Source organism: Parageobacillus caldoxylosilyticus (genome assembly GCF_019272935.1).
Classification (GTDB): Bacteria; Bacillota; Bacilli; order Bacillales; family Anoxybacillaceae; genus Saccharococcus; species Saccharococcus caldoxylosilyticus.
The window spans coordinates 1054269-1077149 of record NZ_CP040553.1 but is presented as its reverse complement, the minus strand read 5'-3'; the positions used below and the strand labels follow the sequence as shown (position 1 = coordinate 1077149).

Genomic DNA, 22881 nt, shown 5'->3' with positions numbered 1-22881 from the left:
AAATAGAGAAAAGCAAAAAGATAAATAGCCACTGCGTTGTCCCAAAGGGAAAGAGGCGGAAAACTCCGTCTCTTTCTTTATGCATATCCCGCTTTTTCCTTGCGTATAGTTTAGTAAGACAAGCAAAACACGGAACGATGGAACGCTTTAAAGCAGGCAAGGAGGGGGATATATGCTTAGCAGCTTGCCATGGTGGATTTATTTAGTTGTGGCCGGCATCATTTTTAGCGGCTATATGACGGTAAGAACGGCAGCGCAAGAGCGCGAAATCGATCAAGCGTTTATCGAAAAAGAAGGAGAAATTTATATGGAGCGCATCCGCAAGGAGCGGGAGCGGCGCCAGCAGGCGAAGTCCTTGTAATAAGCAAGGACTTTTATTTTTTTTCAAAATTCCCTTTATTTTTTTCAATTTCGTGCTAGGATAATATAATAATAACTATTACACACTAAAGAGATAAAGCGGGGGATAAGACATGAAGCGAGCCTATAATTTCAACGCCGGACCTTCCGCACTGCCGCTTCCGGTGTTAGAGCGGGCGCAGTCCGAGCTTCTTAACTTCCAAAATACGGGAATGTCGGTGATGGAGCTGAGCCACCGCAGCAAAGAATATGATGCGGTGCACAATAGCGCGAAAGAGCGGCTGAAACGGCTGATGAACATTCCGGATACCCATGACGTCTTGTTTTTGCAAGGTGGAGCGAGCCTGCAGTTTTCGATGGTGCCGATGAATTTCCTGTCCAAAGGGAAAATCGGCAATTACGTATTGACTGGATCATGGTCGGAAAAGGCGCTCAAAGAAGCGAAAAAAGTCGGACCAACGCATATCGCCGCTTCGAGCAAAGAAGCGAATTACACGTATATTCCGAAGTTTGAAGACATTCAGCTTTCCGAAGATGCGGCGTATTTACATATTACCTCGAACAATACGATTTTCGGCACGCAGTGGCGTGAATTTCCAAATGTGCCGGTCGACCTTGTCGCCGATATGTCGAGTGATATTTTAAGCCGCGAGATCAACGTCGGACAGTTTGCTTTAATTTATGCCGGAGCGCAAAAAAATCTTGGTCCGTCCGGCGTAACGGTCGTCATTATCCGCAATGACTTATTAGAGCGCATTCCAGACAACTTGCCGACGATGCTTGATTACCGCACTTACAGCCAAAGCAATTCATTGTACAATACACCGCCGACGTTTGCGATTTACATGCTTTCGCTCGTGCTCGAATGGGTCGAAGCAGAGGGAGGCGTGAAAGCGATTGAAGCGCGCAATCAAGAAAAAGCGGCCATTGTATATGCGGCGATAGATGCCAGCAATGGCTTTTACGCGCCGCATGCCGAGAAGGAAAGCCGCTCGCTCATGAATGTGACGTTTACATTGCCGAATGAAGAATTGACGAAGAAGTTTTTGGAGGAAGCGAAAGAAAAAGGGTTTGTTGGACTGGCGGGACACCGCTCGGTCGGCGGCTGCCGCGCTTCGATTTACAACGCCGTTCCGTTGGAAGCGTGCGAGGCATTGGCAGCATTTATGGATGATTTCCGCCGCCGTTTTGCCTGAAAATTTCCACTTAACTTTTACACTGCAAAGTGATATAATAATAGAAAATTCTCATATGTGCAAAAGGCACGAGAAAGAGGAGCCTAGAAAAGAAGAGATGAGGAGAGATGAGCATGAATACAAGAATATTAGTTTCTTTGGCGCTGTTAGTGGGAATCGGGGCAGTATTGCATGCCGTCATTCCGGGAATTTTCTTCGGAATGAAGCCGGATATGATGTTAACGATGATGTTTTTGGCGATTTTATTGTTCCCGGATGTGAAAGCGGTGGGGCTTGTCGGAATCGTGACTGGAATTATTTCTGCGTTGACCACCAATTTTCCAGGGGGACAAATTCCAAATATCGTCGATAAGATTATTACCGCCTTTGTCGTGTTCGTCATTGCCTTAGCGGTGAAAAAATATAGTCAAACCGTTGTTTCCGCGGCGGTGCTGACGGCGATGGGAACGGTGGTTTCCGGCACTGTTTTTCTGACGGCCGCGCTGCTATTGGTCGGGTTGCCGGGTGGCGCCACGTTTTCCGCTTTATTCCTCGCCGTTGTTCTGCCGGCGGCCGTGATTAATACGATTGTGATGGTGATTATCTACCCAATTGCGTCGTCGATTCTCAAACGGATGAACATAACAGCGCACGTGTAAATGGTAAAAAACCCGATCATCATCTTGGTCGGGTTTTTTGCTATCACACCTTATACGTATCGGAGAAGCCAAGCGGTGATAAAGAAAAAAAACGCTATTCCAATATAAATGAAGGCGCGCTGTTTTAGGAGATTTTTCGGCGGGTACATTTTTGTTTTTGCTAATGAAAGAAGAGTATTTATGAAAAGGCAGAAAAATAGGAAGCTCATGATAAAAAAAAATGACTGCACATATATCATTGCATTCTCCTCCTATATTCACTATATGCTCAAGCTTTTGTGACTATGAACATGCATAAATTATCATAAAAGTAAAAAAATAAACATTTTTATCTTTATTACTTTTTATTTTACTGATATAATGGAAAGTAAAAAATACGGTGAGGGAAGAGTGGGTGGAACGATGAAAGCGACAGAGCAACATTATTCCATAAAAGAGGCGATGCTATTTAGCCAACGGATTGCACAGTTAAGCAAGGCGCTTTGGAAATCGATCGAAAAGGACTGGCAGCAATGGATTAAACCGTTTGATTTAAACATTAATGAGCATCATATTTTATGGATCGCCTATCATTTTAAAGGGGCATCGATTTCAGAAATCGCTAAATTTGGCGTCATGCATGTTTCCACAGCGTTTAATTTTTCGAAAAAGTTAGAAGAGAGAGGCTTGCTTTCCTTTTCAAAAAAGCAGGACGACAAGCGCAATACGTATATTGAGCTGACGAAAAAAGGGGAAGAAGTGTTGCTAAAGTTAATGGAAACGTATGACCCGACGAAAAATGCCGTGTTTAATGGAGCCTTGCCGCTGCGCGAACTGTATGGAAAGTTTCCAGAAATTTTAGAAATGATGTGTATTATTCGCAACATTTACGGCGATGATTTTATGGAAATTTTTGAAAGAGCATTTGAAAATATTAAAAAAGACTTTATTGAGCAGGACGGAAAGCTGGTAAAACGAAATGCAAAAGCGGAAGAGAAAGAAAAAGAGCTGACAGGCCAATCTAACTAATTGTTTTCATTAATTTTTTAAATTCGGTCATTAGCGGAACGAACATTTGCTGCTCAAGAAGAGCGTCCACAGTCTGCTCAAGCGGAAGGCTTGGATGGAGCATCCCGGCAAATTGAACAAGAAGCGGGGTGAACACCATCAGCCCTTCCGCTTTTTGTTTTTCATATTCCTTGCTTAACTGTTCGCAAAGGGCAAGCACCTCATCTACTTCTTCTTTTGTTAAATTGGCTTTGATAACAAGATAATAAAACGGTTTTTTTGTTTCATCGACCATTTCCATTAACAATGAGCGATGAAATTCCAGTTTGGCGATCCGTTCCTCCAGCGTTCCCATATATGTACCCCTTTTGTTTCACATAATGGCAAGTTGTTACGTATATTTTACCGAATTTACGAAAATCAACCAATCAAAAAGTTTTTTATGTCAGAAGGATTTTACCGTAGAAAAGCATATTGATTTATAGTATGAAACGTTGTAAAGTAAAAAACATGAATATGTTTGCTATGAATAAGGAGGGGACATGGTTTGGCGCTTTACTTTATACCCCTTGCCGTAATTATTTTGTTTCTTATTAACCAACTAACATCAAATCTTTGTACGCAAAGGCAGATCCCGGAGGAAAAACAGCCGAGTATCTTTCGAACGATTAATGTCCTTATTACTATTTTACTAATTTCTTCTTATTTTGAGGTGCTATTTACATAAAAAAAGCTGACAGCCTGCGTCGCTGCCAGCTTTTTTGTGGATGTTGCTCGGCATTAGAATAAACATGCGCATCCAACGATAATCAATAAAATAAACAACACAACAATTAACGCAAAGCCTCCTGCATAAGGTGCGCTCATCATAACACCTCCTTTCAAAAAGGAGCGGTTCCGCCTGGATGCTTCACCATCATCATATGACAGACAAACACACATGTATGGGCGGATGACTAAAAGGAAAAAGGTTTTTTTCTTTCCTGAAAATATGTTATAGTTATTGTTGTAATTTTTTTTGTAAAAAAAATGGTGTAGGGGTTGTGAAACAAATGAGAAAATGGATGGTTGCGGCAGCTGCCGCCTCCGTTTTTGCCCTATCGGCGTGCAATAACGGTGGCTCGGAAGTGATTGTAAAAACGAAGGATGGCAATATTACGAAAGAAGAATTTTACAATGAGATGAAGGCTCGCGTTGGCAAAGAAGTGATTCGCGATCTTATCGATGAAAAAGTGTTAAGCAAAAAATACAAAGTCACGGACAAAGAAATCGACAAACAAATCGAAAACTTAAAAGAAGCATACGGAACGCAATACGATTTAGCCGTCCAGCAAAATGGTGAAAAAGCGATTCGAGAGATGGTAAAACTGGATTTGCTGCGGCAAAAAGCGGCAATGGAAGATATTAAAGTGACGGAGAAAGAATTAAAGGAATATTATAATAGCTATAAACCGAAAATTCGCGCCAGCCATATTTTAGTGAAAGACGAAAAAACGGCAAAAGAAATTAAAGCAAAGCTCGATAAAGGGGAGGACTTTGCGAAGCTGGCGAAACAATATTCGCAAGATCCTGGTTCGGCCGCAAATGGCGGCGATTTAGGATGGTTTGGGCCAGGGAAAATGGTGAAAGAATTTGAAGATGCGGCTTATAAGCTAAAAGTAGGGCAAGTGAGCGATCCGGTGAAAACAGACTACGGCTATCACATTATTAAAGTAACCGCCAAAGAGAAGAAAAAGCCGTTTAACGAAATGAAAGATGACATTGAATTTGAAGTAAAGCAAAGAAAATTGGATCCGACGAAAGTACAATCAAAAGTAGAAAAGCTGGTAAAAGATGCAAAAGTGGAGATTGAAGATAAAGATTTGCAAGATGTGTTAAAATAACGGCCAAAAACAACGAAGGAAGCGGGAGGTAGACCGCTTCCTTTTGTTTAGGACAATCCTTTTTGAATGGTTGACGCAATCATTTGCAAATCGTCAAACGTATAGTCGCTGGCATGGGATTTCCATACAGCGCCAAAACCGTCGCCTTTGCCGTAGCGCGGGATGAGATGGACATGGTAGTGAAAGACTGTCTGCCCTGCTTGTTCCCCATTGTTGTTCAGCAAATTGAGGCCAATCGGGGCGAATTGTTTCTTAATCGCATTGGCGATTTTCGGAACGACGGTAAAAACGTGGCTTGCTACGTCTGGAGTGAGTTCAAAAATATTTTCTTTATGTACTTTTGGAATAACAAGCGTATGACCTTTTGTTACTTGGCTGATATCGAGAAACGCCAGCACATGTTCATCTTCATATACTTTTGCCGCAGGGATGTCACCGTTTACAATTTTGCAGAAAATGCAATCGCTCACTGGAAAAGCCACCTTTCCTGTTTTTTCTTCCATTTTACCATAAAAAAAGCGGGATGTAATCGCAAGATTACATCCCGACTGTGAAAAGGGGCGAGGATTTGCATTAATCAAAATGGCGTTTGATGAACACCCCATTTGCAAGAAATTGGTTAAAGGGTGAGCTTTCCTTTGTTCAAGATGACCATCCCCTTGTTGGTTGCATAGAGGTTCGTTGCTTCACAGCAATGGCAAGATGGTCCTGTCTTTCGCAAACACCCCATTTATTATTAAAGGAGTTTTGCGCAGCTTCACTTTTTACAACGGTGTTACTTGGACAAATGTGTCTTTCGCGAACACCTCATTTCAAAGTGGATGATTCACCAAATCCTTTTTGGTTTTTTCCTCATCCCCTCTTCGCTATCTATCGTGCCCAGGGCGGGACAATATATGCGAAAGAGAGGATAGATAATTTTTGGAAAAACACGAACCGCTTTGGTACAATGAAAGCGGAACGGACAATTCAGGATGGAAAGGAAGCGGACGATGGCGCTTTTAGAAGTGCAGCATTTATATGGAGGATATACAAAGCAAAACGTGCTCGAAGACGTGTCGTTTACCGTCGACCGCGGTGAGATCGTCGGCTTAATCGGCTTAAACGGCGCGGGGAAAAGCACGACGATTAAGCACATTATCGGACTGATGGAACCGCGAAAAGGGATGATTACGATTAACGGCCAAACGTTTTCCGAACATCCGGAAACATACCGCTCTCAATTTACCTATATTCCGGAAACACCGGTTTTATATGAGGAATTGACGCTTGAAGAACATTTGCGCCTGACCGCCATGGCTTACGGGCTCGACAAGGCGGAATATGAACGGCGTCTGCCTGCGCTGTTGAAAGAGTTTCGTATGGAAAAAAAGCTGAAATGGTTTCCCGCCCATTTTTCCAAAGGGATGAAACAAAAAGTGATGATCATGTGCGCGTTTTTGGTGGAGCCGCCCCTTTACATTATTGATGAGCCGTTTCTTGGCCTAGATCCGCTCGCCATTCATGCATTGCTCGAGCAAATGCAGCGAATGAAGGAGAAAGGAGCAGGCATTTTGATGTCAACACACATTTTAGCAACGGCGGAAAGATATTGCGACTCATTTGTCATTTTGCATAATGGAAAAATCAAAGCAAAAGGGACGCTCGAGGAAATGCGTGATCAATTTGGTTCGAAAGCGGGAACGTTGGATGAGTTATATATTGAATTAACAAAGGAAGAAAGCGTATGATGGACGGAAAGCAGTTGTGGAGAGACCGGCTTGGACAGGAAATGCGAAACATGCGGCGGTATTTGCGCTATATGCTGAATGACCATTTATTGTTCGTATTGTTGATCGCTCTAGGCGGAGGAGCGCTTGCCTACCATCGTTGGGTGCAAACACTGCCGCCGACATTTCCTTACGCCATGGTGGCGGCAGTCGTCTTTTCCTTTGCCTTGACTTTTGGTTCGATACGTACGTTATTTCGGGAAGCGGATATCGTGTTTTTGCTGCCGGCGGAAATAAAGCTTCGTCCCTATATACAGCGGGCTTTTGTCATGAATTTTGTTTTGCAGGGATATGGCCTGCTTTTGCTTTTATTGGTGGCAGCGCCGCTCCATCTTCGCTTTTCCCCCGTTTCTTTATGGCTGTTTTTTCTCGTATTGCTTATTTTAAAAGGATGGAATTTATGGATCAGCTGGAAAGGAAATTATTTTATTGAACCGTCCTTTCATTACCTCAGCATGACAGTCCGTTTTGGCATAAATGTCCTTTTTCTTTACTTTTTGCTTGTCAGCTCTCCTGTTTTGTTTTTGATCGCTCTAACGGTGCTCGCCATTAGCGTTACCGTTTATTTGCAACAGGCAACAAAGCGAAGAGGCTGGAAATGGGAGCGAATTATCGCGCAGGAAGCAAAAGCGGTGCGCACATTTTACCGTATCGCCAATTGGTTTACCGATGTTCCGCAATGGAAAGAAGAAGCGAAACGGCGGCGCTGGCTGGATTTTATCGTCAAGATGATTCCATATGGGCAACAAAATACGTTTCTTTATTTGTATGTGAGAACATGGATCCGTACCGGTGGATATTTGGGTCTGTATATCCGCTTAACCATCATTGGCTGCCTATTGCTTTACATTATTCCAAACGAATACGGAAAAATGGCGGCGGCGTTCTTTTTCCTTTACATAACTGGCTTTCAATTATTCGCCTTGCTTGATCATCATCGGGCCATCTTATGGATGCGGCTGTACCCGCTTGCGAAGTCGCTGCGAGTTCAAGCGGTGTGCCGACTTCTCTTTTTGCTATTGATGGTGCAAAACGGCGCATTCCATTTGTTTTTAACTTGGATGGCCATCCGCCCGCTTTGGATTGCATCATGGATAGCGGGAAATATGTTCAGTTATTGGCTCATATTTCATTATTTTGCGAAACGCCATCATCGGGAGGGAAAACGATGAACAAAATGTATATCACGACGGGAACGAAAGGCTATTTGCAACAGCTGAAAAATAGCCATCCAGGTGAAACGATGCTGCTGCTTGAGGGAGAAGAGGATGCGATGTTGCTTCATGAAACGGCGGGGGAAACCGTGTTTCAGGAACCGCGCGCGTATGAAGTGATCGATGCCGTGGGTCCGTTGGTTGGTGCGTTTGTTGTATGCAATAACATTCCGGTGACCGATGAAGGCCGCCCGCTTTTTGAGTACCGTTTTCAACAGCGGGCAAGGCTGATTGAACAAGAACCGGGCTTTGCCGCCATACGCGTGCTTCGACCGCTCTCCAATGATACGTATATTATCATGACGCTGTGGGATGGAAAAGAACATTTTGAACGTTGGCAGCACTCGCAAGCGTTTGCCAAGGCGCATCAGCAAGGAAAAGAAACCAAGCCGGCGGGTTTGCGGCTATTTCCGCGTCCGTCTTATATAACGACATACGTAGTGGCAAAAGAAGGATCATAATGGATTGGTGCCCTCGCATTTTGCTTGGGGGCACTTTTTTCTATTTGTTTATATACGTTCAGTTTAGCTGTTTGTTTCCATTCGTGCTAATTTTCTCTCCTTTTTCTTTTTTTACGGCAGAATACCTCACATGTTTCACACCTTTCGTCCCTTTTCATATGCTGTAGTACACCAAGTTAGGTAAATGTCCCATTTACCAAGTTGGGGAATACAGCAGAAAGGGGAATGTCCATGGGTGTCGAGTTGACAGTGCTGCATTGGATTTACTTGGCGTTTATCGTGCTTATTATTGGGTTCATGATAGCCCGAAAAGATACATCGCTTGTCTGCATCATCGGAATCTTTTTATTGGCGGTGACAGCAACCCATTCGCTGAGCGCGGCGATCAGCGGAGTGTTTAACAGCTTTATTTACGCGATTACGGAGCTGCTGCCGACGATTTTAGTTATTTCGATCATTGTGGCTATGAGCAAAGTGCTGACGTCAACAGGAATCAATGATGTAATGATTTCGCCGTTTACCCGATTTATTCGCACCCCGGGGTGGGCGTATTGGACGATCGGAATATTGATGATGGTCATTTCCTGGTTTTTCTGGCCATCTCCCGCGGTGGCGCTGATGGGGGCGGTGCTGCTGCCTGTCGCCATTCGCGTCGGGTTGCCGGCATTAGGAGCAGCGATGGCCATGAATCTATTTGGCCATGGCATCGCTTTATCAGGGGACTTTGTCATTCAAGGAGCGCCAAAGCTGACCGCCGATGCGGCGGGTCTGCCGGTTGCTGATGTTATTTCTGCCAGTATCCCGCTCGTATTTGTCATGGGAGTTGCCACGACGATTACCGCCTTTATCTTGCTGCGCCGCGATATGAAAAAGGGACTTTTCGCCAATGAGGAACATGAAATTGCCGTCACGGCCGATTCTGCTTTAGAAAAAACAAGACAACTGTTATCCGGGCAAGTGAAAAAAATGTTGGCGATCATCATTCCAGTTTTATTTGTCCTTGATGTTGTTGCGATGTTTTATCTGCGCTTGCAAGGCGGAGAAGCGACCGCTCTCATTGGCGGGACAGCGATTTTTATTTTAATTCTCATTTCTATTTTCGCCCACCGCCAAGAAAGTTTTGAAGAGATTACCAATTACTTTATCGAAGGGTTCCAGTTTGGCTTTAAAGTATTCGGACCCGTGATTCCAATCGCCGCATTTTTTTATCTTGGTGACGCGGGATTTGTTAAAATTATTGGGGAATATTTGCCAAAGATGTCGCAAGGAATTGTCAATGATTTAGGCGTCGCGCTTGCCCATGTTGTGCCGCTGAACAATGAAATCGGCGCGGTGACATTAACGATTGTCGGTGCGATAACCGGTTTAGATGGTTCAGGGTTTTCCGGCATTTCCTTGGCAGGATCTGTCGCTCATTTATTTGCGACCGCCATTGGCGGCGGCGCCGCAACATTAACCGCGCTTGGCCAAATTGCTGCGATTTGGGTTGGCGGCGGCACTTTAGTTCCTTGGGCGCTGATTCCGGCTGCTGCCATTTGCGGCGTCGATCCATTTGAGCTGGCGCGGCGCAATTTGATACCGGTCGCCGTCGGGCTTGTTGTTACGACGATCGTGGCGATGTTTCTTATTTGACACAAATGCAAAAGCTGTCCCCGTAGGAGGGGGGCAGCTTTTTTGTTATAATTAATAAAGAGAAAATTTGATAATACGTGGAGGAGCGCATAGCCAAAAGCTTGGAGCAGGCAATATATTTCGGTAAAAGAACAGTGTAGATAAATGGTCAATTTTTTGACAGTTTCCCTTGTTAGCTATACATTAGGAAAAGAAACTTGTATAGTTGTAATTGTAGTTTTGCTGTTAATTAAGTTTTTTAACCAGTTTGTAATGAAAACGGTAAGGATCGATCGTGGAAGTGAAGAAAGGCGGATGAAAATGGCAAAACCAATGAAAGATACATTTTTGCGCGCCTGCCGCGGCGAAAAAACGGAGTATGTTCCTGTTTGGTACATGAGGCAGGCGGGACGCTCACAGCCGGAATACCGGGCGCTGAAGGAAAAATATTCATTGTTTGAAATTACGCATCAGCCGGAGCTTTGCGCTTATGTAACAAGGCTTCCGGTCGAACAATATGGTGTGGATGCGGCCATTTTATATAAAGATATTATGTCTCCGCTGCCGGCGATTGGCGTGGAGGTGGAAATTAAAGGAGGGATCGGGCCGGTCATTGCTAATCCGATTCGTTCGCTCGCCGATGTAGAAAAGCTTGGGGAAATCCATCCGGAAGAAGATGTGCCGTATGTATTGGAAACGATTAAACTGCTGACGACAGAGCAGTTAAGCGTGCCGCTGATCGGTTTTGCGGGCGCGCCGTTTACGCTAGCAAGCTACATGATCGAGGGAGGACCGTCGAAAAATTATTATAAAACAAAGGCGTTTATGTATGCGGAGCCAAAAGCTTGGTTCGCGCTCATGGACAAGCTGGCCGATATGACGATTCGCTATATAAAGGCGCAAATTCATGCTGGGGCGAGTGCGATTCAAATTTTTGACTCGTGGGTCGGAGCGGTTAATGTCGAGGATTACCGCACTTTTATTAAGCCAGCGATGGCGCGGATTTTTGCTGCGCTGCGTAAAGAAAACGTGCCGCTCATTATGTTTGGCGTGGGCGCCAGCCATTTAGCGCTCGAATGGAATGATCTGCCGCTCGATGTGATTGGGCTCGATTGGCGTCTGTCGATTCGTGAAGCGCGTCAAAAAGGAGTGACAAAAGCGCTGCAAGGCAATTTAGATCCGGCTGTGCTGCTTGCCCCTTGGGAAGTCATTGAAAAGCGGGTGAAGCAAATTCTAGACGAAGGCATGGAGCGGCCAGGATATATTTTTAATTTAGGCCATGGCATTTTCCCGGATATTCAGCCGGAAACGCTAAAGCGGCTAACGGAGTTTATTCACGACTATACAGCTGGGAAATAAAGAGGTGAGAAAGTATGGCAAGAAAACAAATGGGATTATTAGTAATGGCATACGGAACTCCGTACAAAGAAGAGGATATTGAGCGGTACTATACGCACATTCGCCATGGGAGAAAACCTTCCGATGAGCTGCTTGAAGATTTAAAGCAGCGCTATAAAGCGATTGGCGGCATTTCGCCGTTGGCCAAAATTACGCTCGAACAAGCAAAACAGCTGGAACGTCGGCTCAATGAAATGCAAGACGATGTGGAGTTCCGCATGTACTTAGGATTAAAGCATATCGAACCGTTTGTAGAGGATGCAGTAAGAAAGATGTACGAAGACGGAATCAAGGAAGCGGTAAGCATCGTCCTTGCTCCGCATTTTTCCACCTTCAGCATTCAATCGTACAACGAGAGGGCAAAAGCGGAGGCGGAAAAGTTAGGAGGACCGGTCATTTATCCGATTGACAGCTGGTATGATGAGCCGAAATTTATTGACTATTGGGCGGAAAACGTAAAAAAAGTGTTTGCCTCGATGCCGGAAGAAGAACGGGAAAAAGCGGTGCTCATTGTATCGGCGCACAGCCTTCCGGAAAAAATTATCGCCGCCGGCGATCCGTATCCAAAACAGCTGGAAGAAACAGCGAGACAGATCGCCGAAAAAGCAGGTGTGAAGCACTATGCAGTCGGCTGGCAAAGCGCCGGCAATACACCGGAACCTTGGCTGGGGCCGGATGTGCAAGATTTGACGAGACAGCTGCATAAAGAAAAAGGGTACACCTCGTTTGTCTATGCTCCGGTCGGTTTTGTCGCCGATCATTTAGAAGTGCTGTATGATAATGATATCGAATGTAAGCAGGTGACAGAGGAAATCGGCGCGAAATACTATCGGCCGGAAATGCCAAATGCGAATCCGAAATTTATCGACGCGTTAGCGACTGTTGTATTAAAACGGATCAAATTTTGATAAAGAAGGCGATGGACAGTGAGTGACGAAAAACGTACGGTAGTGATTATCGGAGGGGGCATTACAGGCATTGCTGCTGCTTATTATTTGCAAAAAGCGGTGAAAGAGCAGCAGCTTCCGATAGAATGCAAACTGATTGAGGCGACGCATCGCTTAGGCGGAAAAGTGCAAACGGTGATCCGTGATGGGTTTGTTATTGAGCGTGGCCCCGATTCCTTTTTGGCGCGAAAAACAAGCGTTTCCCGACTTGTACATGAGGTCGGTCTAGAAGACGAAATCGTCCATAATGCGACGGGAAAATCATACATTTTAGCAAACGGCAAATTATATCCGATACCGGGCGGTTCCGTCATGGGAATTCCAACCCGGATCGGTCCATTTATTACGACGAGACTGTTCTCGCCGCTAGGGAAACTGCGTGCCGCCTTCGATTTTATTTTGCCGCCAACGAAAGCGGAAGGAGATTTATCGTTAGGCCAATTTTTCCGCCGTCGTCTTGGCGATGAAGTCGTGGATAATTTAATCGAGCCGCTGCTGTCCGGCATTTATGCCGGTGATATTGACCAAATGAGCTTAATGTCGACATTTCCGCAGTTCTTTCAAGTAGAGCAGCAGCATGGCAGCCTGGTGCTCGGTGCGAAACGAACTACCCCAAAAGTGCAAAAAGAGCGGAAAGGTGCGTTTCAAACGTTAAAAACCGGATTGCAATCATTGGTGGACGAAGTAGAGAAACGGTTGGAAACAGGCAGTGTGGCAAAAGGAGTGCGGGTAGAACAGGTGAAGCGGGACGGAGCGGAATACCGGCTGCGTTTAAGCACTGGCGAGGAATGGAAAGCGGACAGCGTCATCGTTGCAATACCGCATTCATTTGTGCCAGAAATATTTGCCGATTACTCCTTTTTTGCGCCATTCCGGTCGGTGCCATCCACATCGGTGGCGACCGTCGCGCTCGCCTTTTCGGAAAACGTCATTAAACAAGATATTGATGGAACAGGCTTTGTCGTTTCCCGCCGCAACGATTATACGATTACCGCCTGCACGTGGACGCATAAAAAATGGCCGCATACCGCACCGCCAGGGAAAGCGTTGCTGCGCTGTTATGTCGGCCGTCCGGGCGATGAGGAAATCGTCGAGCAATCCGATGATGAAATTATACGCGTTGTGATGGATGATTTAAATAAAGTTATGCGCATTAGCGGGCATCCGGAGTTTTTTGTCATTTCCCGCTGGAAACATGCGATGCCGCAGTATACGGTCGGCCATAAAGAACGGCTGGCGAAAATAAAAGAACAGATGGCTGCAGAACTTCCTGGCGTGTTTTTAGCGGGAAGCTCCTACGAAGGATTAGGGTTGCCGGACTGCATCAATCAAGGAGAAAAAGCCGTTCAAGACGTGCTGGATTATTTGCGCATCGATAAGAAAAAATTTGCCGAGGTTAACTAAAAATAGCGTTAACCTCTTTCTTTTTTACGGCTCATATGCTAGAATTAATACGAAATGACCAAATCGTCCATTTAGTCAATTTCCGAAGGATGAGGAAGATGACAATCGATCGAAAACGGCAAATTATCGAAGCGGCGGCACAATCGTTTTCCCAGTTTGGCTACAAGGCGACAACGATGGAACAGATCGCCAAGCTCGCCAATGTTGGGAAAGGAACGATTTACACGTTTTTTAAAAACAAGGAAGATTTGTTGGATGAAATTATTTCTTCGTTGATTGTTGAAATAAAAGAATCGGCGAAGCAGGCGATGGATCCTCATCTTCCTTTTTCGGAAAACGTCCACCGCGCTTTATACCGCATTTTGGAGTTTCGCCAGCAGCACCAATTAACAGCCAAGCTGCTGCAAGAAGTGCGGAGCATTGGGACGTCCGCAGTCCAAGAAGTGTTGAAAAAACTAGACCGGGCGATTATTGACTTTATTCGTGAAAAAATCGATATGGCGATCCGCAAGGGTGAAATCCGTCAATGCGATTCAGAAATTACCGCGTTTTTAATGTTAAAAGCGTATATCGCCCTGATTGTCGACTGGGAAAAAGATCATGAGCCGCTGTCAAAGGAAAAAATCGCGGAATTATTTGAACTTTATTTTCTGAAAGGATTGTCCAATTAGATAATCCTTCTCTTTTTTATCAAAAATGACTAAATGAACAAAATGGTCATTTGTACAAAGGAGGAGAACAATGAGGGGCATTTCGTTATTATGGCAAGAAGTACAGGCTATCGTCCGCAATCGAAAAATGCTCATTCCTATCATCGCCATTTTGTTCATCCCGCTCTTATACAGCGGCATGTTTCTATGGGCATTTTGGGATCCATACGGTCATTTGGACCGATTGCCAGTGGCCGTTGTCAACAATGACAAGGGTGCAGAATTCAATGGTAAAACACTAAAACTTGGAGACGAGTTAGTGAACAATTTAAAAGCAAATAAAAAATTCGGCTGGCGGTTTGTGTCCGAGAAAGAAGCAAAAAAAGGCTTGAACGACCAAAAATATTACATGGCAGTCATCATACCGGAAAACTTCTCCGAAAATGCAACGACATTGCAAGACAAACAGCCGAAACCGATGAAGCTTATTTATATGCCAAACGAAGGATTTAACTTTTTAGCAGCGCAAATTGGCGATTCAGCGATAGAAAAAATTAAAGAAGAAGTCGCTAAAAACGTTACGAAAACATATGCGGAAACAATGTTGGACAGCATGAAAGCAATGGCGAAAGGGATCGAGCAAGCGAGCGGTGGCGCCAATCAGCTGCATGATGGCGTGAAGCAGGCAAAAGACGGGGGAGCAGCGCTGCAAACCGGTCTTCACTCTGCCAAAGACGGGAGCAGTAAATTAAAGGAAGGTGCGCATACAGCGAAAAACGGCGCTGCAGAACTATATAAAAACTTAAAACTGCTTGCAGAAAATTCGCTGACGTTTGAAAACGGGCTGCAATCGGCGAGCGCCGGCGCCGATCGGCTTAACGCCGGGCTTCAGCAATTGCAAGGCGGATTTGCGAAAATGCAAGACGGCCATTCGCGATTGCTGGCGGGAGCGAAACAAGTCGAAACGGGAGCGCAACAGTTATCCGGCGGTTTACATCAATCGCTGAATGGAATGAAACAAATGAAAGAAAAAATGCCGCAATTAACGGATGGGTCACAGAAATTACATGAAGGAGCCGCCCAGCTTGCATCGTCCATGGAACAATGGAAGCAAGGAGCGGATCAAACAAAAGCAGGAGCAGCGCAAGTAAGCCAAGGGCTAGAAGAAGCAGTGGCACAACTAGATGGGTTGATCTCCAAAACGACAGACCCGAAAGAAAAAGCGTTATTGCAAACGGTGAAACAGAATTTGCTGCCGCTTGTGGAAGGTAGCAAGCAAGTTGCCGGTGGAATAAATGAACTTACCAATAGCGCCATTGCATTAAAAACTGGCGCGGACCGGCTTGCCGATGGGGCCGCTGGGCTTCATCAGGGACAGCTGGCGTTGAATGCGGGAGTAGGAAAACTTTTGGCCGGCCAGCAGCAATTGGCAAGCGGCGCCGATGCGCTTGTGGCCGGACAGGCAAAAGTAGTGCAAGGATTGACGACGTTTGGTGAAAAATTAGCGGAAGGAAAAACAGGGGTAGATCAGCTTGCCGCTGGAAGCAGCGAATTGTCGTCCGGCCTGCATCAGCTTGCGAAGGGGTCCGGGAAATTGACAGATGGCACGAATCAGCTTGCCGCTGGCTCGGGACAGCTGGCAAGCGGCATGACTGAACTCGACAACGGCGCTTCAGCCTTGTCGGCAGGAATCGATAAACTGTCCAACGGTTCCGACCAACTGGTGAACGGCATGAACAAGTTGGACCATGGTTCGAAGGAATTGGCTGACAAGTTAAAAGACGGTGCGAAAAAAGCGAACAGTGTAAAAGCTAATGATGATGTATATAACATGTTTGCCGATCCGGTGAAAAAAGAAAAGGAAAAAATCCATCATGTGCCAAACTATGGAACAGGCATTACGCCATATTTCCTATCTTTAGGATTGTATGTCGGCGCGCTTTTTTTATCGATCGTATTTCCGTTGCGCGAACCGGCCGCTGTGCCAAAATCGGGAATCAGCTGGTTTTTCAGCAAGTTCGGCATTTTAGTCGTCATCGGCATCCTTCAGTCGCTGTTAGCGGATGCGGTATTGCTTGGTGCGCTCGGTATCCATGTACAAAGCGTTGCCAAATTTATTCTATTTACGATCATCACAAGCATTACGTTTATTTCTATAGTCCAACTCCTTGTGACATTGCTTGGTGATCCGGGACGATTGATTGCGGTTGTGATCCTGATTTTGCAACTGACAACAAGCGCAGGCACGTTCCCGCTTGAACTCATTCCGAAAACGCTGCAGCATTTTAACGATTGGCTGCCGATGACGTACTCCATACTCGGATTTAAAGCGGTCATCTCTACTGGCGATTTCGCCTTTATGTGGCGCAATGCAGCGATTTTGGCTTTATTTATCGCCATTTCTGTCATCGGAACGATGGTATACTTTACCGTTCAGCATCAACGCCAGTTTTATGCCTTGTCACAGAACAGAACGGAAGCTCCTGAAGCTTAATGCTTTAGGAGCCTTTTTTGCAAAAAAAAATAAAGATGCCTCTTTGGTTAGAAGCATCTTTTCAAGCAGCTGGCAGAAAGAATAATCTTCCTGCAGTTGGGGATCGATATGTTGGAAGTACAGTTTATTGGCATCCGTGACGAAAGGGTTGATGACAGCTTTCATTATTTATTGATGGCAAGTGACATTAAGACAATCAGGGCATGTGTTTCCATAGCACTCATGTTGCTCTTCAATTTCTTTACCGCATTGCACGCATTTTTTTGGTGGTAGATTTTTGAAAAATTCTAACACTTTCACCAACATTTTGATCGCCTCCGTTGTTTTGTTACTTGTATTGTATTATAACAGAAAACACTTTGTCAATAACTGTTTTAAAACAAATTTCAACAAAGATGCAAAACGAATGAAATTGGTGTATGATGGGAAAAAAGGAATACATAAAGGAGGAGAGGTATGAAAGTTACCGTCATCGGCTATTGGGGAGGATTTCCGGCAGCCAATGAAGCAACATCCGGTTATTTGTTTGAACACGACGATTTTCGGTTGCTCGTTGACTGTGGAAGCGGCGTCTTGTCCAAACTGCAAAATTACGTGCCGGTAGAAAAACTGGATGCCGTCGTCGTCTCTCACTATCATCATGATCATGTTGCCGATATCGGCCCGTTGCAATATGGGCGCCTCATTAAGAAAAATCTCGGCATGGATTTGCCTGTGCTGCCGATTTACGGCCATCCATATGATCAAGGAGAATTTGCCCGTTTAACACACGAAGGGATAACGAAAGGAATCGCTTATCATCCGGAAGAGCCGCTTCAAGTGGGACCGTTTCATATCACGTTTATGAAAACCGTGCACCCGGTGACTTGTTATGCGATGCGGATTACAGCAGGAGAAGAAACGGTCGTGTATACAGCGGACTCCAGCTATTTGCCGGAATTTGCGCCGTTTGCAAAAAATGCTGATTTGCTTATTTGCGAATGCAACTTTTACGCCGGACAAAACGCCGCACCCGCTGGCCATATGACAAGCGAGGAGGCGGCCTCCATTGCCTGCGATGCCGGTGTAGCGGAACTGTGGCTCACTCATTTGCCGCATTTTGGCGATCATGCGCAGCTTGTCGAAGAAGCCAGACAGCAATTTTCTGGAAAAATACAGCTGGCGAAAACAGGTCTTGTGTGGGAACACGAATTGAGTTGACAATTCTATTCTCGGTTTAACGATGCCATTTGGAGCTTTTGCAGGAGAGCAAGCTTTTTCTTGCTCTCCCTTTTTATTTTTTTTATAATTAGTCTAGTTAGAATTTTTTTAATTATAAAATGAATGATAATTCATTCATTATTTTGGGGGAGGGCGATTTATGAATTTATCGTCACGATTGGCAGAAGTAGCACAGAAGCTGTCTGACAAACCAGCGTATGTATTTGAAGGGGAACGCAGTACATACGGGGAACTGAATGCCGCCATTTCTAAATTCGCCAGCGGATTATATAACATGGGGATCCGCCAAGGCGACCATATTGCGCTGCTGCTTGGAAATTCGCCGCAGTTCGTCATCAGTTTTTACGGAGCGTTGCGGTTGGGGGCGACGGTCATTCCGATCAATCCGATTTATACGCCGGATGAAATCGGATATATTTTACTGAATGGGGATGTTAAAGCGGTCATCGCGCTCGACTTGCTCGTTCCGCTGTTCGCCCAAGCGCAAGAACGCCTGCCGCTTCTCAAACATGTGATCATTTGCAGGACGCCACAAGGAAAGGAAAAAGGGATTTCGTTGCCGGAACAAATGAAATCGTTTACAGACATCCTGCAATCCGGCGATGTGCATTTTCAAGGTCCGGAGCTGCAAGATGACGATGTCGCCGTGATTTTGTACACGTCGGGAACGACCGGAAAGCCAAAAGGAGCGATGCTGACGCATAAAAATTTATATAGCAATGCCCAGGATATTGCCAATTACTTAAAAATTAATGAAAACGACCGCGTGATTGCGACTTTGCCGATGTTCCATGTATTTTGTTTGACGGTGGCCTTGAATGCGCCGCTGATGAACGGCGGAACCGTCCTCATCGTTCCAAAATTTAGTCCGGCGAAAATTTTTCAAATTGCCCGCGAACAACAAGCGACCATTTTTGTCGGCGTGCCGACAATGTATAATTTTCTATATCAATATCAGGGAGGAAGCGCGGAAGATTTCCGCACATTGCGCCTCTGCATTTCCGGCGGCTCATCGATGCCGGTCGCGCTGTTAAAAAATTTCGAGCAAAAATTCAAAGTCATTGTCTCGGAAGGCTACGGCCTATCGGAAGCATCGCCGGTTGCATGCTTTAATCCGCTCGATCGTCCGCGCAAACCAGGTTCGATTGGGACAAGCATTATGAACGTGGAAAGCAAAGTGGTCAACGAATTTGGCGAGGAAGTGCCGGTAGGGGAAGTCGGCGAACTGGTTGTCCGTGGTCCAAACGTGATGAAAGGCTACTATAAAATGCCGGAAGAAACTGCCAATGCGCTCCGCGACGGCTGGCTCCACACCGGGGATTTAGCGAGAATGGATGAGGAAGGATATTTTTATATTGTTGATCGCAAAAAAGAAATGATTATTGTCGGTGGCTATAACGTTTATCCCCGGGAAGTAGAAGAAGTGCTGTACAGCCATCCGGATGTGGTCGAAGCAGCGGTCGTTGGCGTGCCGGATCCCGATTACGGCGAAGCGGTAAAAGGGTTTGTCGTTTCGAAAAACCCGCAATTAACGGAAACGGCATTGATCGAGTATTGCCATCAGCATCTTGCCAAATATAAAGTTCCTAGTTCAATCGAGTTTTTAGACGAGCTTCCGAAAAATGCGACTGGAAAAATTTTGCGACGCGTTCTAAAAGAACGGTTAATTTCATCCCATTCGTGAAATTACCGAGTTTTCAGTACTTTCTTTTTTTTTAAATAATATTATTGAAAATAGAATCATAAATTTATATAATTTAATGCATAAAAGCCAAAAAGTATAAAAGCTAAAAAGCAATAAAGCGACAAGGGGATGGGATGATGAAAAAAAGGATTCAGCGTTTGGCGATGTTATGCTCGGCAAGCTTTTTGCTTCTGAGTGGCTGCGGAGCAAAAGAAACGAGTGAAAACAAAGGGAGAGCAGAAAAGAAAACGTACCATATCGGCGTGACGCAAATCGTTGAGCATCCTTCGCTGGATGCGGCTTTCAAAGGTTTTAAACAAGCGCTGAAAGACAAAGGGTTGTCCGTTTCCTATGATGTGCAAATCGCGCAGGGAGACATGAATAACAATCAGACGATTGCGAATAACTTCGTATCGGATGGCGTGGATTTAATTTTTGCCAATTCAACGCCAAGTGCCCAAGCCGCACTCAATGCAACGAAAGATATTCCGATCGTGTTCACTTCGGTTACCGATCCAATCGGAGCACAGCTCGTGCAATCGATGGAAAAGCCGGGCGGCAATGTAACGGGGACGACCGATACGCATCCGGATGCGATTCCAAAAACGGTGCAATTCATCGATAAGTATATAAACGGCAATCGCATTGGCATGGTTTATAACGCTGGGGAGCAAAACTCCGTCGCTCAAGTTGATGTCGTCAAAAAAGCGATCAAAGGCACGGATTTGCAAATTGTTCCCGTTTCTGTATCGACGTCTGCGGAAGTAAAACAGGCAGCCGAATCGCTTGTCGGAAAAGTAGACTGTATTTATATCATTACCGATAATACGGTTGTCTCTGCGCTCGAGTCGATCATTCAAGTGGCGAGCGATCACGATATTCCATTGTTTGTTGGCGAATTGGATTCGGTGAAGCGCGGCGGCTTTGCCGCTTACGGGTTTGATTATTACGACATTGGCTATCAAGCTGGGGAAATGGCCGTAAAGATTTTAAAAGACGGCAAAAAACCGGCTGATTTGCCAGTACAATATCCAAAAAAATTAAAGCTGTTGATTAACAAAAAGGCGGCGAAAGACATGGGCATCGAACTGAACCCGGAATGGGATTCGATTGCCGAATATACGGAATAAACACATATCCCTCCTTGGCATCAAGGAGGGATATGTTTCAAAAAGGTGGGGATATGCATGTTAACAGCGATTTTTAGTGCTATGGAAGCAGGATTCATCTATGCGATTATGGCGCTTGGCGTCTATTTATCATTTCGAATTTTAGATTTTCCTGATTTAACGGTGGATGGCAGCTTTGTCACAGGAGCGGCTGTCGCTGCTGTACTCATTATTAACGGAACGAATCCATTTTTTGCTTCCGCCGCCGCATTGGGCGCGGGATTTATCGCCGGGGCGGTTACCGGGTTGTTGCATACAAAGGGAAAAATTAATCCATTATTATCGGGCATATTAATGATGATTGCTCTTTATTCTATTAATCTGCGCATTATGGGACGCTCGAACGTACCGCTTTTACAGCAGGAAACGGTCATGACGATCATCACGGAGGCGTGGAAAAAAACAGGGATAGACAATGTGTTGAACAGCGTCATTGCTTTTTCGGGATTTCAGCCGCGAACATGGGCGATATTCATCACGATGGCGCTGCTTGCTGTCGTCGTCAAGCTGCTGCTTGACCTGTTATTGAAAACGGAAATCGGGCTGGCGCTGCGCGCGACCGGAGACAATCAGCCGATGGTATCGAGCTTTTCAGCCAATACCGATTGGCTCATCATTTTTGGTCTCGGGTTATCGAACGCGCTCGTCGCCTTTTCCGGGGCGCTTGTCGCCCAATATGGCGGATTTAGCGACGTCGGCATGGGAATCGGGATGATCGTCATCGGACTAGCCTCGGTCATTATTGGGGAAGCGCTGTTTGGCACGCGCTCGATTGTGCGCGCTACATTGGCGGTCATCGGCGGCGCGATCGTCTACCGCATCATTTTGGCGCTTGCACTGCGGGTGCAGTTTTTGGAAACGGGAGATGTGAAGCTCATCACTGCTGTTATTGTCATGATTGCTTTGATCGTTCCAAACATTGCTGCTATGCACAAAGAAAAACGGCGGAAAAAGCGGAAAATGGAAGAACAAGCGAGGGGGGAGCACGTTGCTGGAGCTCAAACAGATTACGAAAGTATTTAATGAGGGAACTGTAGATGAGAAAGTAGCGCTGCAAACGATTAATTTAACGCTTGCCCCCGGAGATTTCGTTACGATTATCGGCAGCAACGGCGCCGGAAAATCAACGATGATGAACATTATTTCCGGACGACTGTTTCCTGATACGGGTGTGGTGCGGATCAATGGCAAAGATGTCACAGCCATGAAGGAGCATGAACGCGCCCGCTATATCGGCCGCGTATTTCAAGACCCGCTTGCCGGCACAGCGCCGCATATGACCATCGAGGAAAACTTGGCGCTTGCTTACAATCGCACGAAGCGGCGCACGTTAAAATTCGGCGTCACAAAACAAAAGCGTAACTTTTTCCGCGAGACATTAAAGACACTCCACTTGGGGCTGGAAAATCGGTTGAATGCCAAAGTCGGGATGCTGTCCGGCGGGGAGCGGCAGGCGCTGTCGCTGTTAATGGCGACGTTTACGAAGCCGGATTTGCTGCTTTTGGATGAGCATACTGCCGCGCTGGACCCGGCGCGCGCCGCGCTCGTTACCGAGCTGACGAAAGAAATTGTTGAAAAATATCAGCTGACGACGCTGATGGTAACGCATAATATGGAGCAGGCACTCCGCCTCGGCAATCGTCTCATTATGATGGACCGCGGACAAATTATTTTCGAAGCAAGCGGCAAGGAAAAACAAGCATTGACGGTTGAGCGGCTGCTGCAGGAGTTTCAGCGCATCCGCGGCAGCCAATTCGCCAGCGACCGCGCCGTGCTAGGATAATAGATAAAGCGG

General features: G+C 45.7%; 24 protein-coding genes. 20 read left to right on the top strand and 4 right to left on the bottom strand.

Translation table 11 applies throughout. The annotated features are described in order from the left end of the window. The first annotated feature begins 172 nt into the window (after positions 1 to 172). The 4 genes from BV455_RS05460 to BV455_RS05445 all read left to right on the top strand — a co-directional run bounded on the left by BV455_RS05460 (position 173) and on the right by BV455_RS05445 (position 3202). Positions 173 to 361, top strand: coding sequence for a sporulation YhaL family protein (locus BV455_RS05460; RefSeq protein ID WP_017436757.1), 189 nt, complete (start codon positions 173 to 175; stop codon positions 359 to 361). Positions 362 to 473: 112 nt separating this feature from the next. Continuing rightward, positions 474 to 1556, top strand: a complete 1083-nt coding sequence (gene serC, locus BV455_RS05455) for a 3-phosphoserine/phosphohydroxythreonine transaminase (RefSeq protein ID WP_017436756.1) — start codon at positions 474 to 476, stop codon at positions 1554 to 1556. Between the two features lie 113 nt (positions 1557 to 1669). After that, on the top strand, positions 1670 to 2194 hold the full coding sequence (locus BV455_RS05450) for a tryptophan transporter (protein WP_218687831.1): 525 nt from the start codon (positions 1670 to 1672) through the stop codon (positions 2192 to 2194). A 402-nt stretch (positions 2195 to 2596) separates the two neighbouring features. Continuing rightward, on the top strand, positions 2597 to 3202 hold the full coding sequence (locus tag BV455_RS05445) for an HTH-type transcriptional regulator Hpr (protein WP_017436753.1): 606 nt from the start codon (positions 2597 to 2599) through the stop codon (positions 3200 to 3202). Here the strand turns inward: BV455_RS05445 and BV455_RS05440 are convergent. After that, positions 3195 to 3536: a YhaI family protein gene (locus tag BV455_RS05440; RefSeq protein ID WP_017436752.1), complete on the bottom strand. Its 342-nt coding sequence runs from the start codon at positions 3534 to 3536 to the stop codon at positions 3195 to 3197. The two genes, BV455_RS05445 and BV455_RS05440, sit on opposite strands and share 8 nt — an antisense overlap. Positions 3537 to 3728: 192 nt before the next feature. On the opposite strand from BV455_RS05440, the gene BV455_RS20260 reads away from it, so the two are divergent. Then, entirely contained in the window at positions 3729 to 3908 is a 180-nt protein-coding gene (locus BV455_RS20260; protein ID WP_245005337.1) for a hypothetical protein, read from the top strand. A 53-nt stretch (positions 3909 to 3961) separates the two neighbouring features. Here the strand turns inward: BV455_RS20260 and BV455_RS05435 are convergent, their stop codons facing one another. After that, positions 3962 to 4048: a YjcZ family sporulation protein gene (locus BV455_RS05435; protein WP_099458908.1), complete on the bottom strand. Its 87-nt coding sequence runs from the start codon at positions 4046 to 4048 to the stop codon at positions 3962 to 3964. Between the two features lie 185 nt (positions 4049 to 4233). Between BV455_RS05435 and BV455_RS05430 the strand changes: the two genes are divergently transcribed. Continuing rightward, complete coding sequence (locus BV455_RS05430; protein WP_042408599.1) at positions 4234 to 5064, top strand: peptidylprolyl isomerase; 831 nt, start codon at positions 4234 to 4236, stop codon at positions 5062 to 5064. A 47-nt stretch (positions 5065 to 5111) separates the two neighbouring features. Here BV455_RS05430 and BV455_RS05425 read toward each other — a convergent pair whose 3' ends face one another. Further along, the gene (locus tag BV455_RS05425; protein ID WP_042408600.1) at positions 5112 to 5534 is read right to left on the bottom strand and encodes an HIT family protein; all 423 of its coding nucleotides are present in this window, start codon (positions 5532 to 5534) and stop codon (positions 5112 to 5114) included. A 522-nt stretch (positions 5535 to 6056) separates the two neighbouring features. On the opposite strand from BV455_RS05425, the gene BV455_RS05420 reads away from it, so the two are divergent. The 9 genes from BV455_RS05420 to BV455_RS05380 all read left to right on the top strand — a co-directional run bounded on the left by BV455_RS05420 (position 6057) and on the right by BV455_RS05380 (position 17012). Beyond that, positions 6057 to 6794, top strand: coding sequence for an ABC transporter ATP-binding protein (locus BV455_RS05420; protein WP_042408603.1), 738 nt, complete (start codon positions 6057 to 6059; stop codon positions 6792 to 6794). Continuing rightward, positions 6791 to 8005, top strand: coding sequence for an ABC transporter permease (locus BV455_RS05415; RefSeq protein WP_042408605.1), 1215 nt, complete (start codon positions 6791 to 6793; stop codon positions 8003 to 8005). The genes BV455_RS05420 and BV455_RS05415 overlap by 4 nt, the downstream gene beginning before the upstream one ends. Next, positions 8002 to 8508: an antibiotic biosynthesis monooxygenase family protein gene (locus BV455_RS05410; RefSeq protein ID WP_218687830.1), complete on the top strand. Its 507-nt coding sequence runs from the start codon at positions 8002 to 8004 to the stop codon at positions 8506 to 8508. Before BV455_RS05415 ends, BV455_RS05410 begins: the two co-directional genes overlap by 4 nt. 231 nt (positions 8509 to 8739) lie before the next feature. Further along, the gene (locus BV455_RS05405) at positions 8740 to 10140 is read left to right on the top strand and encodes a hypothetical protein (protein ID WP_218687829.1); all 1401 of its coding nucleotides are present in this window, start codon (positions 8740 to 8742) and stop codon (positions 10138 to 10140) included. Positions 10141 to 10440: 300 nt separating this feature from the next. After that, positions 10441 to 11478, top strand: coding sequence for a uroporphyrinogen decarboxylase (gene hemE, locus BV455_RS05400; protein WP_026078598.1), 1038 nt, complete (start codon positions 10441 to 10443; stop codon positions 11476 to 11478). 14 nt (positions 11479 to 11492) lie between these two features. Beyond that, a complete protein-coding gene (hemH, locus tag BV455_RS05395) occupies positions 11493 to 12425 on the top strand; it encodes a ferrochelatase (RefSeq protein ID WP_218687828.1) in 933 nt (310 codons plus the stop codon). Positions 12426 to 12443: 18 nt separating this feature from the next. Further along, positions 12444 to 13868: a protoporphyrinogen oxidase gene (gene hemY / locus BV455_RS05390; RefSeq protein WP_218687827.1), complete on the top strand. Its 1425-nt coding sequence runs from the start codon at positions 12444 to 12446 to the stop codon at positions 13866 to 13868. Positions 13869 to 13966: 98 nt separating this feature from the next. Continuing rightward, positions 13967 to 14539, top strand: a complete 573-nt coding sequence (locus BV455_RS05385; protein WP_017436740.1) for a TetR/AcrR family transcriptional regulator — start codon at positions 13967 to 13969, stop codon at positions 14537 to 14539. Between the two features lie 70 nt (positions 14540 to 14609). Next, on the top strand, positions 14610 to 17012 hold the full coding sequence (locus BV455_RS05380) for a YhgE/Pip domain-containing protein (protein WP_218687826.1): 2403 nt from the start codon (positions 14610 to 14612) through the stop codon (positions 17010 to 17012). 168 nt (positions 17013 to 17180) lie between these two features. Here BV455_RS05380 and yhfH read toward each other — a convergent pair whose 3' ends face one another. Beyond that, entirely contained in the window at positions 17181 to 17318 is a 138-nt protein-coding gene (yhfH, locus tag BV455_RS05375) for a protein YhfH (RefSeq protein WP_017436738.1), read from the bottom strand. A gap of 150 nt (positions 17319 to 17468) precedes the next feature. On the opposite strand from yhfH, the gene BV455_RS05370 reads away from it, so the two are divergent. The 5 genes from BV455_RS05370 (at position 17469) to BV455_RS05350 (ending at position 22869) form a co-directional block, all read left to right on the top strand. Next, complete coding sequence (locus BV455_RS05370; RefSeq protein WP_042408626.1) at positions 17469 to 18212, top strand: MBL fold metallo-hydrolase; 744 nt, start codon at positions 17469 to 17471, stop codon at positions 18210 to 18212. Positions 18213 to 18372: 160 nt separating this feature from the next. Next, positions 18373 to 19917 carry a fatty acid--CoA ligase family protein gene (locus tag BV455_RS05365; protein WP_218687825.1) on the top strand — a complete coding sequence of 515 codons (1545 nt, stop codon included), beginning with the start codon at positions 18373 to 18375 and terminating at the stop codon, positions 19915 to 19917. 134 nt (positions 19918 to 20051) lie between these two features. Beyond that, entirely contained in the window at positions 20052 to 21047 is a 996-nt protein-coding gene (locus BV455_RS05360; protein WP_042408629.1) for an ABC transporter substrate-binding protein, read from the top strand. 57 nt (positions 21048 to 21104) lie between these two features. Beyond that, complete coding sequence (locus tag BV455_RS05355; protein ID WP_017436481.1) at positions 21105 to 22109, top strand: ABC transporter permease; 1005 nt, start codon at positions 21105 to 21107, stop codon at positions 22107 to 22109. Continuing rightward, positions 22075 to 22869: an ABC transporter ATP-binding protein gene (locus tag BV455_RS05350; protein ID WP_218687824.1), complete on the top strand. Its 795-nt coding sequence runs from the start codon at positions 22075 to 22077 to the stop codon at positions 22867 to 22869. The genes BV455_RS05355 and BV455_RS05350 overlap by 35 nt, the downstream gene beginning before the upstream one ends. Positions 22870 to 22881: the final 12 nt, after the last annotated feature.

Bases quoted from the DNA above. Each gene is read 5' to 3' on its own strand.
- BV455_RS05355 (WP_017436481.1), top strand. From the start codon at position 21,105: ATGTTAACAGCGATTTTTAGTGCTATGGAAGCAGGATTCATCTATGCG.
- BV455_RS05380 (WP_218687826.1), top strand. From the start codon at position 14,610: ATGAGGGGCATTTCGTTATTATGGCAAGAAGTACAGGCTATCGTCCGC.
- BV455_RS05370 (WP_042408626.1), top strand. From the start codon at position 17,469: ATGAAAGTTACCGTCATCGGCTATTGGGGAGGATTTCCGGCAGCCAAT.
- hemH (WP_218687828.1), top strand. From the start codon at position 11,493: ATGGCAAGAAAACAAATGGGATTATTAGTAATGGCATACGGAACTCCG.
- yhfH (WP_017436738.1), bottom strand. From the start codon at position 17,318: ATGTTGGTGAAAGTGTTAGAATTTTTCAAAAATCTACCACCAAAAAAA.
- BV455_RS05460 (WP_017436757.1), top strand. From the start codon at position 173: ATGCTTAGCAGCTTGCCATGGTGGATTTATTTAGTTGTGGCCGGCATC.
- BV455_RS05410 (WP_218687830.1), top strand. From the start codon at position 8,002: ATGAACAAAATGTATATCACGACGGGAACGAAAGGCTATTTGCAACAG.
- BV455_RS05450 (WP_218687831.1), top strand. From the start codon at position 1,670: ATGAATACAAGAATATTAGTTTCTTTGGCGCTGTTAGTGGGAATCGGG.
- hemE (WP_026078598.1), top strand. From the start codon at position 10,441: ATGGCAAAACCAATGAAAGATACATTTTTGCGCGCCTGCCGCGGCGAA.
- BV455_RS05385 (WP_017436740.1), top strand. From the start codon at position 13,967: ATGACAATCGATCGAAAACGGCAAATTATCGAAGCGGCGGCACAATCG.
- serC (WP_017436756.1), top strand. From the start codon at position 474: ATGAAGCGAGCCTATAATTTCAACGCCGGACCTTCCGCACTGCCGCTT.
- BV455_RS05415 (WP_042408605.1), top strand. From the start codon at position 6,791: ATGATGGACGGAAAGCAGTTGTGGAGAGACCGGCTTGGACAGGAAATG.
- BV455_RS05435 (WP_099458908.1), bottom strand. From the start codon at position 4,048: ATGAGCGCACCTTATGCAGGAGGCTTTGCGTTAATTGTTGTGTTGTTT.
- BV455_RS05360 (WP_042408629.1), top strand. From the start codon at position 20,052: ATGATGAAAAAAAGGATTCAGCGTTTGGCGATGTTATGCTCGGCAAGC.
- BV455_RS05430 (WP_042408599.1), top strand. From the start codon at position 4,234: ATGAGAAAATGGATGGTTGCGGCAGCTGCCGCCTCCGTTTTTGCCCTA.
- BV455_RS05445 (WP_017436753.1), top strand. From the start codon at position 2,597: ATGAAAGCGACAGAGCAACATTATTCCATAAAAGAGGCGATGCTATTT.
- BV455_RS05440 (WP_017436752.1), bottom strand. From the start codon at position 3,536: ATGGGAACGCTGGAGGAACGGATCGCCAAACTGGAATTTCATCGCTCA.
- BV455_RS05420 (WP_042408603.1), top strand. From the start codon at position 6,057: ATGGCGCTTTTAGAAGTGCAGCATTTATATGGAGGATATACAAAGCAA.
- BV455_RS05405 (WP_218687829.1), top strand. From the start codon at position 8,740: ATGGGTGTCGAGTTGACAGTGCTGCATTGGATTTACTTGGCGTTTATC.
- BV455_RS05365 (WP_218687825.1), top strand. From the start codon at position 18,373: ATGAATTTATCGTCACGATTGGCAGAAGTAGCACAGAAGCTGTCTGAC.